Below are 13,343 nucleotides of genomic sequence, written 5' to 3'. Positions count from 1 at the left end.
AATGCAAGATATTATAGATCGTACAGCCATTTTTGTGCAAGACACACTGGAAGGAGCGGAAGCAGGTCATGATTGGTGGCATATTCAACGCGTGTGGAATAACACAAAACTAATTCTGGAAACTGAACAAGCCGATCGACTAGTATGTGAGTTGACTGCCCTATTGCACGACATAGCAGACAGTAAATTTCACGATGGCGATGAAAATTTAGGACCGCGTATAGCTGGCGAATTTCTAGCTTCTATAGGTGTAGACAAGATGATTATTGAGCATGTGCAAAATATCATTCTCAATATGTCTTTTAAATCCTCTTTGGGTAAAATAGAATTTAACTCCAAAGAATTGGAAATCGTGCAAGATGCAGATCGTCTTGACGCCATTGGTGCCATTGGCATAGCACGTGCATTCAACTATGGTGGCTTCAAGAATAGGGAACTCCACAATCCACACATCCCAATCCAATCCTCGATGGATAAAGAGGCCTACAAAAACACAAAAGCGCCAACCATAAACCATTTTTATGAAAAGCTGCTTTTGTTAAAGGATAAAATGAATACGGTAACCGCAAAAGAAATCGCCGAACAAAGACATCGCTATATGGAAGATTTTCTGCAACAATTCTATGCCGAGTGGAATGGTCTAAAATAAGTTAACTATTTCTTAACAAAAGATACCTAACTTAGGCAGTATGAAAAATAAACATACTGCCTTTTCTTTACTTATATTTTTTCTTTTTTGGGGGGCAAAAGTTCACGCTCAAAATCCAGATTCTGTCGAATTCTCAAAAGTTGAATGGCAAATTCACCCCATAAAGAAAGGAGTTGTCTGGAAGCAAGCAAATATCCAGGGAATTTTCAAGAGTCAGCAAGAGATCAATATTATAGAAATTAACTTAAAAAAGCACAGCAAAAAGATACATCTTGCTGCCTTGCCTAAAAGTAGGGAGAAGACATCTACATTAGCGCGACGACACAATGCTATATTGGCACTCAATGGAGGCTTTTTTGATATGAAAAATGGTGGCGCCGTAGATTTTACAAAGGTAAACCACCAAATTATTAATACAACCGTAGCCAAATCTGCCCGTGCCAATGCTTATCTAGCATTTGATGCTAAAAAACTAATAATCACGGATGATTCCACTCAAACCAATGATTTCCCGAACGTCCTATTAGCAGGACCTCTCCTACTAAAAGATGGATCATCCTATCCTCTTTCAAAAAACCCATTCAATGACAATAGGCATCCTCGAACCGCGATTGCCCTAAAAGAGAATACACTAATTCTTCTAACAGTAGATGGCAGAAATGCTAAATCACAAGGACTTACTTTGGGTGAACTGGAAAAAATATTGCGTTGGTACGGTTGTCAATCGGCAATGAATTTAGACGGTGGAGGCAGCACAACCATGTACATTAAAGGACAACCAGACCACGGTATTGTCAACTATCCCAGTGACAACAAACTATTTGACCATAAGGGCGAACGCGCCGTATCAAACATTATCTATTTAACAAATTAAATCTGACCTAAAATTAACTATGAAACTGTTATCAACTTTCTTGCTCTTGGCTTTTACATTAAATAGTGTATGTGCCCAATCTTCAAAAATCATTGCCCACCGTGGTGCATGGAAACACACAAACGCCCCACAGAATAGTATTGCCGCTTTACAGCAAGCTATCAAACAAAAAGTCTGGGGCAGTGAGTTTGATGTACATATGACCAAGGACGAGATATTGGTCGTAAACCATGACAACGATTTTTATGGGATGGACATAGCGTCCTCTACCTATGCCGAACTCTTAACAAAAAAGCATCCCAATGGAGAAAGTATTCCAACAGCTGAGGAATATCTTAAAGAAGGTCTAAAACAAAAAGAAACAAAATTAATCTATGAGCTTAAATCCAACCGCCTAGGGGTCGATAAGACGATCAGATCTGCCGAGCTATCGTTCGTACTTATCCAAAAACTGAAGGCAAACAAAATGGTAGAAGTGATAGCTTTCAGCTGGGACGCTTGTCTAAAGTTCAGAGCTCTGAACAAAAAACTAAAAATCCACTATCTCAATGGAGATAAAGATGCTAAAAGCCTTAAATCAGCTAATTTATCTGGTTTTGACTATAATACAGCTGTTCTAAAAAAGAACCCATCCTGGGTATCAGATGCACGCAAACTTGGTCTGAAAACCAATGTATGGACCGTAAATACGAGCGATGACATGAATTATTTCATCAAACTGGGATTAGACTATATTACCACGGACGAACCCGAACTATTAGAACGTATACTAAGCAAAAAATAAAATGAAACCATCATGATCTAGCAACTGGTAGATCACGAAGTAATTATATACAGATGAAAAAAGCGCTAATATTTATATCCTTATTTGGATACTTGATACATGGGATCGCACAAGAACTACGTGTAGCGAGTTTTAACATACGGCTAAAAACGAACAACGATATGGGTAATATGTGGGATGATCGTAAGGACCCGGTATGTGCTCTTATTCGCTTTCATGAATTTGATATCTTTGGGGTTCAAGAGGCTTTTATTGACCAAATCCAAGATATGCAGGAGCGGTTAGCCGATTATTCTTATGTTGGGGTAGGCCGTGATGATGGAGCAAGTAAAGGAGAGCATTCTGCAATATTTTACAACAATGCGCGTTTTAAAATGTTAAAGAATGGCACCTTTTGGCTATCAGACAACGATACTGAGAAACCGAATAAAGGTTGGGATGCTGCCTTGCCTCGAATATGCACGTGGGGAATTTTTCAAGACAAGAAAAATGATAAAAAACTTATTTTTATGAATACACACTTCGATCATATAGGTGTAGAGGCGAGACGAGAAAGTGCCAAACAGATTTTGTCTAAAGCAAAAGAATTAGCCAAAGATCTACCACTCATTTTGACTGGAGACTTTAATATTGATGAAAAAAATGAAGCTTACTTTACGTTAGCAAATAGTGGTATCGTTCAGGATGCCTACGAGCTCGCTCCAATAAAGTATTCGCCCAACTCGACATTCAATGGCTGGGGTAAAAGCTTGAAACCAAAAGGGAGAATTGACCACATATTTATTACCAACCCCTTTAAAGTTTTAAAATTCGGCATATTAACAGACACATACATGGGAAAATTCCCTTCTGATCATTTCCCTATACTTAGCGTACTCAAGTGGTAGGTTTCTAGCTTATACTTTCGTATTTTTGCACGTTAATAAAAGGTACATGAACACGATAAATATTCTAGCCATAAGCTTAGCTTCTATTTCATTTTTTTTTGGGATAGAAGCTACTGCACAAACAAAGCGTTCAAAAAAATCTTCAATTGGAGGCAAAGCTGCTTCAACAGTCACCACTCCGTCGCAGACTAACGCAAATACAATAACACAAACCCAAGCCATTACTGGTATTAAGCAGGCCTTAGGCAATGGGCTCAACAACAGTATTAATACTTTGTCTGTCAAAGATGGTTTCCTAGGAAATGCTGCAGTCAAGATATTGATGCCTAAGGAAGCGCAGCAAATAGAAAAAACACTTCGTTCTATCGGTATGGGGAGCCTTTGTGATCAGTTTGTGACCAGCTTGAACAGAGCAGCGGAATCTGCGGTCAAAGAAGCCGCTCCTGTATTTGTAAACTCGTTAGCACAAATGACCGTAAACGATGCTTTTAATATCCTGCTAGGAACACAACAAGATGCCGCAACATCCTTTTTCAAACGGACTACTTCTGCTACGTTAACCAGCAAATTCAAACCTATAGTAGAATCTGCATTAGGAAAAAACAACGTAAGTACTTATTGGACCCAGTTGACTTCTGCCTATAACAATCTACCCCTAGCCAACACTAAAATTAACACAGACTTAAACGCATACGTTACACAAAAAGCCATTGATGGTCTTTTTGTACAAGTCGCCGATGAAGAGATTAAAATAAGACAAAATATTAGTGGATCTAGAAATTCTAACATTCTTAATGATGTTTTTGGATGGGTAGATAAACAAAAATAGACGACAATATTATATTTAAACATTTAAAATATGGATTACCAAAAGATCAATACCATAAAAGACTTTCAAGTTGCTGAACACTTTATTCGATATGTACAGATAGATACACAATCGGACAGCGGCTCTGCGACATTCCCTTCAACGACAAAACAGCTAAACCTTAGTCGACTACTTGTTGAAGAACTTTTGGCTATGGGTATAAAAGACGCTCAGCTTGACAAAAATGGGTATGTATACGGGACGATTCCATCCAACACGGAGAAAAAAGTACCTGTTATCTGCTTTTGTTCACATGTAGATACCTCTCCAGATTGCTCGGGAAAGGATGTAAAACCGATCATCCACTCCAATTATCAGGGACAGGATCTTGTTCTTCCGGATGACAACAGTGTGGTTATCCGGTTTTTGGAGCATAGAGACCTAGCCGAACAAATTGGTAACGATGTAATTACAGCCTCAGGAACCACACTCTTGGGTGCTGACGACAAAGCAGGGGTCGCTGAAATCATGGAAGCTGCACGGCTACTGATAAACACCCCTGAGATCAAGCACGGTGATATCAAGATTCTTTTTACACCTGACGAAGAAATAGGTCGTGGCGTAGACTTTGTCAACCTTGAACATCTAGGCGCTCAATTCGCGTATACGATGGATGGTGAAAAGGCGGGTACTATCGAGGATGAGACCTTTTCTGCTAATACTGCTAAGATCACGATACATGGGGTATCGGTACATCCAGGCTTTGCCAAAAACAAAATGCAGAGTGCGATCAAGATTGCGGCAAAAATTATTGACTCCTTGCCACAAGATCGTTTGTCTCCTGAAAGTACTTCGGACAAGCAAGGTTTTATTCACCCTACAAATGTGAGTGGCACTGTAGAAAAAGCCACAATAGACTTTATCGTCAGAGATCATGTGACAGCGAATCTTCAGCAACATCAATCGGAGCTCGATAATCTTGTTAAAGAGATCATTGCAAATTACCCGGGCTGTACCTATACGGTAGAAAGTAAGGAACAATATCGAAACATGAAAGAAATTCTGGATCAATTTCCTCAAATTATGGAAATCGGTTTAGAAGCGATCGAACGTGTTGGCATGAAAGCTGAAAAACGAAGTATCCGGGGAGGGACAGATGGCTCAAGACTTTCATTTATGGGGTTACCTTGTCCAAACGTATTTGCTGGGGGACATGCTTTTCACGGTAAGATGGAATGGGTAAGCAGACAAGATATGGAAAAGGCAGTAAAAACGATTCTTCATATCGCAGCACTTTGGGAAGAAAAATCATAAATACATATATATATCATGGAGAAAAGAAACAATGTCTTAGATGCGATTCACTTTAGAAGAACCGTAAATCAAAATAGTTTTACCAATGCAGAGATCAGTAAAGAAGACATTTTAACTATACTGGGTTCTGCAAATGCAGCCCCAACACACAAACGTACCCAACCATGGCGCTTTGTAATTTTCAGAAAAGATGGACTACAACGCCTAGGAACTGAGCTAGCCAGGATCTACAAATCCATAACTCCTGCTGACAAGTATACAGAAGTCACAGAACAAAATATGGCAAAAAAAGCTACGATGTCTAATGTTGCTATCGCTATCGTTGTAAATTATACAGGCGATCTTCCAGAATGGGAAGAATTGGCTGCAACTGCATGTGCAGTTGAAAACCTCTGGTTGGCCGCTCACTCATTAAATATCGGAGGGTATTGGGCCACACCAGGACTAATTAACCATCTTGGACCATTTCTCAATCTAGCGGAAAATCAAAAATGTATCGGCTTATTTTACTTAGGCCATCACAATGCAGAAGCTCGCGAACCAGCACGTTCTCCTATCGAGGACAAAATTCGCTGGGAAGAATAATAAAAGCGCAAAGACGAAGAGTCTTTGCGCTTTTTATTACAGATTCAACAGGTGTACATCTATCAACATTTCTACTTCGGCCCCTCTCCATTTTGGTCCATTTTTCAAAAGCTCTACAAGCTCAGGAAAAGAATCTAAAGCTAAATCACCTTGATTAATAGATATTTGATAAGGTCTCCCTCCCTGATCAATTTTAAAATACACTAATATTTCGGTTTCCTTATGATTCTTCCCTAAATAACTATGGGTCAAATAATCTTCAAACTGCTCCCATCCATTCACCGGCTCGCCATCATATTTACCCGTATTTGCCAATCCGATCGAATAGACCTGATCCTGCATAATTTCTACTTCGGTCAAACCAGAATTTCGCTGGGGCAGGTAACGTATCAACAATAAAGTACACACCGTTATAAAAAGGACACCCGCAGTCATTCCGATGGCCAATCGTTGCCAACTGTAGAATTGCTTATTTTTCAGAGCTACGTTTTCATTAACTCGGCTCGCTAACCGTTGTTGCAATAAACTTAATTGTTTAACATCGACTCCCTTTTGTAATTTATAACCATCAATAGCATCTTGCAGAAAAGGATCCTCTAAAGCCTCTCGTTCCAACGTATACATCTCCTCCCGGCTCATCAAACCATTGACGTAGTTATGAATTCGCGATAATTGATAATTATTTTCCATCACCTTTACTCTCCATACAAATTTTTAGATTGCGCTTCCCATTTTGAATTGCACTCTTCACTTTATTTAGCTCATATCCAGTTTGCTCGGCAATATCCCTATAGCACATTTGTTCCAGATAGAATAAAAGTACGCAATCTTTCTGTTCGATATTTAGCTTTTGAACACAGTGATCCAGCTTATCAAAGTCTTCTTCCGCCCACTTAAATTCATCCCCCTCAACCAATTTCTGTTCGCTTTCAAAGAGATTGTCTTCGATATCCAAATGCACCGTCCGCTTATCCTTGCGCAACTGCATAAGACAATAGTTCTTTGTATACACATGCAACCAACTTTTGAAGTTATCGACCTCATGCAACTTTAGCTTTCCGATCAATTCTTCAAAAATATGCATAACAGCATCTTGACTACGGTCGGCATCCTGCAAATATTTGTAGCAAACACCATAAAGAAGTGACATATAAGGCGCATACAACTTTCCCAGAACATCTAAGTTTCCAGTAACTTTGTACTCCAGAAGTAGCTCCTTTTCATTCATCAACCATTCTTTTCTATATTAATGATGACCTAATATACATATTTCCATAAAAAAAAATATTTTAGTAAGCCGCCGCTAAACCCAAATCAACCATGGTCAAATAGAAAATGACCTTGGTTAAAAAGCAAAATGACTATAGTCGAAAACGATTCAATTATAGTTCAATTTATCTAAATAGTAAAAACGCAATTATTAGGGTTACAATGACATTAAAGGTCTGCGCAATGAGAAATGCATATAGCGGCTTTTTGTTATCCTGTTTAAAAAGATCTTTAAAATTTGTCTCTAAACCTATCGATGTAAACGCCAACGCAAACCATAGCGTTTGCAAATTTTTCAAACTATCTTTAACCTGTTCCGTAGTTTCTTTTGAAACGAAAAAAGAAAACAGAAGAGACGCGAAGACAAATCCAACAACAAACTTTGGAAAACGCTCCCAAATTACTTTTAAAGTAGGCTTTTCACGTTTGGTTTCATCGTCAACAGTTTTGGAATACGTCCAATAGATACTAATAAAAAAGGCGGCGATTCCGAGCAACACATTCTGAGAGAATTTAACAATCGTACTTATCTTCAACGCCTCATCACCTACCAGAGTTCCAGAAGCCGCTACCGCTCCTGAGGTATCTATGGAACCACCCAACCACGCTCCTGTGACCTCCTGTGATAACCCCATTTTATCGGCCAGATAAGGCATAAATATCATCATTGGGATCGCCGTAATCAAGACTAGAGAAATTATATAAGAAAGCTTTTTACTATCCCCCTTTATAGCTCCCGAGGTAGCTATTGCAGCTGATACACCGCAAATAGATACTGCGCTTGAGAGCATCAGAGACATTTCCTTATCAATCTTCAACTTCTTGCACAACCAAAAGGCAAAGTACCAAACAGAAACAACCACTACAAGGGCTTGGATAAGACCGCGCGATCCCGCCTCTAATATATCTCCAAAGATTACTGTCGTCCCCAAAAGTATAAGTCCTATCTTAACGTAAAGTTCCGTACTTAGGACCTGCTTAAACCACTCAGGTAGTGTATAAAAATTACTGATCAAAAGACCTATCCCCAAACTAAAAATAACAGCCTCTAAATTATATTCCTTGACAAACTTATTACCTGCAAGAACCAATGCCAATACAGTCAACAGGTAAAGCGTGGGAAAAACAATCAATAGCGATTTGATATCCTTATTTAACAGCCATGCTCCAATTATAGCAACCATATATACCGTAACAAATTGTCCCAAAATAGCCAGTATATTTTTTGCTGAAAAAACAGTACCTCCCAAATCATGAAGATCATTCCACGTGTAGGTAGGCTTTGGAATAATAACACCAGATAAGGCTAAAAAAACAAGAGCTAGTCCCAGTATAACGACTACCCAATCTTCTGTAATTGAAAATGATTTTGAAGGCATAGTTTATGTTGATTTTATCAATTGCGCTAAAGCGCTGTGAAGATAGCTATATTTGAATTTAAAACCATCTTCTATTGTCGTTTTTGTGGTCACTGCAACCGTTTGCAACAATATACTTGCATCAATCCCTTTAAAAAAAGCTCCTATGCGAGCTACAGGAGTGGGCAAAGCAACACCGAAAGAGACTTTAGCCTCCTCTCTAAAAATCTTCATAAACTCGGCATTACGTACAGGGTGTGGACTGCAAGCATGATAAATAGATGCCGGCTCAGCTAATCCTATTATCCATAAAACCATTTCTACCAGGTCTGCTTCATGAATCCAACTGACCATTTGTCCTCCATCTCCTACTGCGCCTCCCAATCCTATCTTTACTAAGGGAAATAATTCTGAAAACATACCTGAATCCTTTGTCAAAACGGGACTGATCCGCAAAATGACCTTCTTGGTCTCTACCAAATCTACTTCGTTAAATGTTTTCTCCCATTCATGAGCCAATAGCGCCAAAAAATCCGTTCCATAAGTCATACTCTCTTCGGAGTGAAGCCCCGCTTGTCCTCCAAAAATAGAAATTCCGGAAAAATTAATCCATAATCGAGGCGGCGATTTCAACCCCTGTATCGCTTGAGCAAGAAGCTTGGTCGGACCAACACGAGAGTCACGCAATAACTTTCGATTTCGTGCCGTAAAACGACATTGAATACTTTTTCCTGTCAGATTAATTACCGTATCTACACCTTCTAATTGCTCCACCCATTCACCTATTGTCTCGCCGTCCCAGTAGACGGTTGTCACCCCATCAATGCTTCCAACAGATTCCTTATCTCTGGTCAAAATAAACACGTCCATTCCACATGTCAAAAATGCACTAGTCAACAACCTTCCAAGATGTCCACTACCTCCTGCTAATACTATTTTCATCTCCATAAAATTGTTCTCTCTTTAATATTACCAACTTTCAACCTATTATCAAGCACGCTCTAGCCCATAATGATCCTCCAAAACCACCTTTGCTGCAGCAGCCCCACACATACCGTGTACCCCTCCTCCTGGCGGAGTTGAAGATGAGCAGATGTAAATGGATGGATTTGAAGTTCTGTATGGTGTTAACGAGCGAATAGGCCGTGTATACAGTTGACGGATATCCATTAATCCGCCATTGATGTCTCCGCCAAAATAATTTGGATTATATGCTTCCATTTCTCTCCCATTCATGGTAGAACGCGCGATAATAGTATCCTTAAATCCTGGCGCAAATCGCTCAATCTGCATTTCGATTGCCTCCGTGCGATCTGCTATAGATCCATGGGGTACATGACAATATGCCCATCCTGTATGCTTTTCGTATGGCGCCCTGCTTTTGTCAAACTGGCTGGGCTGTGCAAATAAAACAAAAGGTTTATCCACATTTTCGCCTCGATGAGAGCGCCATTCCGCTTGTGATATTTCATGAATTGAATTCCCCAAATGTACCGTAGAAGCATATTGGCTATACCCATCTTTAAAAGGGGTCGGATCAGAAAGCGCCCAGTCAATTTTAAAAACTCCCATGCCATATCTATATTTTTGCAACTGCTTCTTATAACCATCAGCCCAGGCTACCCCTTTCAAATCCAAAAGTTGTCTAGGTGTTAAATCCAAAACTAAGATTTTGTGAGGCGGTAATTCCCCGATATCACTAATCCACTGTCCCGTTTGGATCTTTCCTCCGAGAGACAGGTAATACTGTTCGAGCGCATTAGCGATAGACTGAGATCCTCCCTTAGGAATAGGCCACCCGTATTTATTACCCACAGCCATCAACAGAAGGCCGATTGCTGATGTTGCACAATTGGACAGTGGCTGTATACCATGAGCCACCATGCCAGCCCATAGTGCTTTCGCCTTCTCGGTTTTAAAACGATGGGCACTCCAAGTCGCTGGAATTAATGCACTTAAACCGAATTCAGCTAAATCTAGTGGGTACTTAGGCAACCGTAAAGGCCCCATTGTATCTTGTAAAATATGATCCAATTTATCAACGACAGGTTTGAGCAAATTTAAGTAAGCTTTGCCATCACGGCCTAATCCATTAGCTGTCTGTTCAATATTCTTATAAAGAATCCCCACCTCCCCATTATCCAGTGGGTGCGCGGTTGCATATTTAGCATGAATAAAATCTAACCCGAATTGTTCGAGCGGCAAAGTTTTAAAAAAAGGAGAAGCCAGAGCCATTGGATGGATGGCTGAACAGACATCGTGTTTAAATCCTGGCAAAGTCAGCTCTTTCGTGCGCATACCACCACCAATAGTCCCTCCCCCCTCAACGATAAGTGTGTTCAAACCTTGCTTTTGAAGTGTAATGGCAGCAGCAAAACCATTCGGTCCCGAGCCTATAATTATCGCATCATATCTATCCATCCGAAAACATAAAGTATAACTAAGTTACTCACTTTAAATCAACTTAAAGACAATTCCAATAAATCCTTCATATAGGATTCGATCTTCATTTTCTTCCGGATGTACACTTCTCCCAAAAAAACGAGCTCTCGAGAGATAATTAGCTCTCCCGAGCGACTCTATATTAAGGTGGTCAGTTACTTTAAATTATAATGCAAGGTAACACCATAAGTCAACGGATCGACCACAAGCCCTCCGTAATGTCCAAAATTGCCCGGTGCAGCTAGTAATTGCTCATAGTAATCTTAATTCATTATGTTTCGGCTCCAAACAATTACGGATAAACCATTGATGGCCTTAAATCCAACACGTGCATTAGACAATGTATACGCATCAATATTCAAATAAGCAGAAGGTGAGGGGCTAGATGAAAATCGAGAACGATAGAAAAGCTCTGTCCCGAAGAAATAGTGTCCCTGCAAGTCTAAGAGATCGCCTTTCCCTATTAACTCCAGCGCCAAAGCCCCTGCCCATTTTGACACTCCTGGCAACACTCCTCCAGAGATATCTTTAAAAGCCTCAGCCCCACCCAATTCTTCAAGCGGTACAGGTGCATTTGTGAAGGAAAGATATTTTGCATCCGTATAGGCCAAAGCTCCATTCAACCGTAGGAAATCCCAAGGCTTAATGCTGCCATCTAACTCGATTCCTTACACAAGAACCTTTTCAGCATTAGCCAAATAACCTCTATTCACGCCAGGATCTGGCGTTTGAACTAAAGTTTGATAATCCCTTTTATGAGTCTGATAAAATGTGATATTAAAGAATGAATTTCTGAAAGGACCTATTTTTACACCAACCTCCATATGATTTACCGACTCGGGTTTTACTTCAGCCAACTCCACAGCTACTTTTCCATCGACAACAGGCAAACCACAGACATTGATACCAATAGGTTTATAACTTTTGGAATAGATAGCGTAAGCATTATAATCACGGTTAAACTTGTACTGCAAAGACAATTGACCAAAAAGGTTGCCTGCATCAGCGTTTATCCCAAACTGCTGATCTGAATAGATACTATTTATGGCAGCTAATTGCTGGGCAGTGTACGCAATCGCATTTTCAACATATTTTTTCCGATCATAAACCGCAAGCTTCCTGTCATAGTTATATCGAAGTCCCGGCAATAGATGTAGTTTTGAGGTTAACGCCCAATCTACCTGAGAAAAAATGGCCAAACTAGTACTTTTAATTCCATACTTGGTACGTATCCCAACTCTATCAATTAAACCAGATCTCCACTGTGTCTGTGTTTCATTACTTTTTGAAACCGCCACAATGCGTCTCCTGCTTCTTCAGTATGTACAGGGTCATTGCGTAATTCCTACCATAAACCAAACACCCCAATAACACCACTTACACGTTCATTAATCTGCCCAGTATACCTAAATTCCTGAGACCATTGGTCATGTTTTGAATTATCAAACGAAATGGTGTAAACCGGAATCCCCAAATAATCCCTATCATTCAACGGGACCCAATCCCCAATACCTCCAAGCCGATGTCGATGTAAGGGTACCTTTGCCGATTTTATAACCCAGATTTAAAGAAATCCCTCCTAACTCGTTGTCGGCACGGGATCTAGTGTCTAAATCAACTTTTCGCTCAAACGCGCTTTTATAGGGAATTTCATAACTTAGGTCTTTTATAATCTCATTGAATTGTCGGTATTTCGAAAGCTTATTTTCAACAATTCCAGCCACTTCCCAACCATATCCATCTGGACGCTGTCTGGTTATATCTCCCGCGAGTTTTATCTTTAAATCCTTATTTGGAAGGAACAGCAATTGTCCCCGAAGATCTAAATTATTTTGATCATTGATCTTCCTATCGGAGACTTCATTATAAGGAATATAATTGTACGGTAGAAATAATTTCTTTGATTCTATTAACATTAAATCTGCCTACGTCTTCCACTATACCCGAGCGGACGATAGAAATAGGCAGTGGAATATCCTGCATCCGTTCGGTACGTCTACGTGACGTTACTAAAACTTGTTCCAGTTCATTTTGACTAGGGGGCAATTCAATTACAGTTGGAGAATGCGTAACAACTATTTTTTGGGGTTGATAACCAATATAAGATAGAATAATCGTAAAAGGTAATCGCTGCCCTGTTACAAACTGAAAATTACCGTCTCTATCGGTCTTGACCTGATGTGTTACAGCCTCTAACTGAACTGTAACACCTGAAACAGGCTCTTTGGTCGACGCGTCTATAACGGTCCTGATAAGCGAAGTGTTATAATAGGTTTGGTTTCTATCTGAGCATATACGCTTGTACAAAATAGAGCAATTGTCAAAAGCATAAAGTAAATTGGGGGAAACCCTATTTTTTTCATATGTCTAAAT

General features: G+C 39.8%; 14 protein-coding genes and 1 pseudogene. 7 read left to right on the top strand and 8 right to left on the bottom strand.

Translation table 11 applies throughout. The features are described from left to right. Position 1: 1 nt before the first annotated feature. From G7B20_RS11145 to G7B20_RS11115, 7 genes are read left to right on the top strand one after another with little or no spacing between them, the layout of a single operon-like run. The gene (locus G7B20_RS11145; RefSeq protein WP_164111266.1) at positions 2-649 is read left to right on the top strand and encodes an HD domain-containing protein; all 648 of its coding nucleotides are present in this window, start codon (positions 2-4) and stop codon (positions 647-649) included. A 40-nt stretch (positions 650-689) separates the two neighbouring features. Continuing rightward, positions 690-1,523, top strand: coding sequence for a phosphodiester glycosidase family protein (locus G7B20_RS11140; RefSeq protein ID WP_164111264.1), 834 nt, complete (start codon positions 690-692; stop codon positions 1,521-1,523). A gap of 19 nt (positions 1,524-1,542) precedes the next feature. After that, on the top strand, positions 1,543-2,307 hold the full coding sequence (locus G7B20_RS11135; RefSeq protein ID WP_164111247.1) for a glycerophosphodiester phosphodiesterase: 765 nt from the start codon (positions 1,543-1,545) through the stop codon (positions 2,305-2,307). A 53-nt stretch (positions 2,308-2,360) separates the two neighbouring features. Beyond that, positions 2,361-3,194: an endonuclease/exonuclease/phosphatase family protein gene (locus tag G7B20_RS11130; protein ID WP_164111244.1), complete on the top strand. Its 834-nt coding sequence runs from the start codon at positions 2,361-2,363 to the stop codon at positions 3,192-3,194. Positions 3,195-3,240: 46 nt separating this feature from the next. After that, entirely contained in the window at positions 3,241-4,023 is a 783-nt protein-coding gene (locus tag G7B20_RS11125) for a DUF4197 domain-containing protein (protein WP_164111242.1), read from the top strand. 30 nt (positions 4,024-4,053) lie between these two features. Next, a complete protein-coding gene (gene pepT / locus G7B20_RS11120; protein ID WP_164111240.1) occupies positions 4,054-5,316 on the top strand; it encodes a peptidase T in 1,263 nt (420 codons plus the stop codon). Positions 5,317-5,331: 15 nt separating this feature from the next. Next, positions 5,332-5,901 (top strand): nitroreductase, encoded by a 570-nt coding sequence (locus tag G7B20_RS11115; protein ID WP_164111238.1) that lies wholly within the window; start codon positions 5,332-5,334, stop codon positions 5,899-5,901. Between the two features lie 36 nt (positions 5,902-5,937). Here G7B20_RS11115 and G7B20_RS11110 read toward each other — a convergent pair whose 3' ends face one another. The 8 genes and pseudogenes from G7B20_RS11110 to G7B20_RS19305 all read right to left on the bottom strand — a co-directional run bounded on the left by G7B20_RS11110 (position 5,938) and on the right by G7B20_RS19305 (position 13,277). Continuing rightward, positions 5,938-6,591 (bottom strand): hypothetical protein, encoded by a 654-nt coding sequence (locus tag G7B20_RS11110; RefSeq protein WP_164111236.1) that lies wholly within the window; start codon positions 6,589-6,591, stop codon positions 5,938-5,940. Beyond that, a complete protein-coding gene (locus tag G7B20_RS11105; RefSeq protein WP_164111234.1) occupies positions 6,581-7,129 on the bottom strand; it encodes an RNA polymerase sigma factor in 549 nt (182 codons plus the stop codon). Before G7B20_RS11105 ends, G7B20_RS11110 begins: the two co-directional genes overlap by 11 nt. 166 nt (positions 7,130-7,295) lie before the next feature. Next, the gene (locus G7B20_RS11100) at positions 7,296-8,549 is read right to left on the bottom strand and encodes a YeiH family protein (protein ID WP_164111231.1); all 1,254 of its coding nucleotides are present in this window, start codon (positions 8,547-8,549) and stop codon (positions 7,296-7,298) included. Between the two features lie 3 nt (positions 8,550-8,552). Then, complete coding sequence (locus G7B20_RS11095; protein WP_164111229.1) at positions 8,553-9,470, bottom strand: TIGR01777 family oxidoreductase; 918 nt, start codon at positions 9,468-9,470, stop codon at positions 8,553-8,555. 48 nt (positions 9,471-9,518) lie between these two features. Beyond that, the gene (locus tag G7B20_RS11090; protein WP_164111226.1) at positions 9,519-10,949 is read right to left on the bottom strand and encodes a phytoene desaturase family protein; all 1,431 of its coding nucleotides are present in this window, start codon (positions 10,947-10,949) and stop codon (positions 9,519-9,521) included. A gap of 284 nt (positions 10,950-11,233) precedes the next feature. Continuing rightward, positions 11,234-12,268 (bottom strand): annotated as a pseudogene (locus G7B20_RS19480) (TonB-dependent receptor). Between the two features lie 186 nt (positions 12,269-12,454). After that, positions 12,455-12,886, bottom strand: a complete 432-nt coding sequence (locus tag G7B20_RS19310; protein WP_205600209.1) for a hypothetical protein — start codon at positions 12,884-12,886, stop codon at positions 12,455-12,457. Next, complete coding sequence (locus G7B20_RS19305; protein WP_205600210.1) at positions 12,834-13,277, bottom strand: carboxypeptidase-like regulatory domain-containing protein; 444 nt, start codon at positions 13,275-13,277, stop codon at positions 12,834-12,836. The genes G7B20_RS19310 and G7B20_RS19305 overlap by 53 nt, the downstream gene beginning before the upstream one ends. Positions 13,278-13,343 lie beyond the last annotated feature (66 nt).

The organism is Sphingobacterium sp. xlx-96 (assembly GCF_011007365.1).
Taxonomy (GTDB): Bacteria; Bacteroidota; Bacteroidia; order Sphingobacteriales; family Sphingobacteriaceae; genus Sphingobacterium; species Sphingobacterium luzhongxinii.
This window is presented reverse-complemented; position numbering and strand designations above follow the sequence as displayed.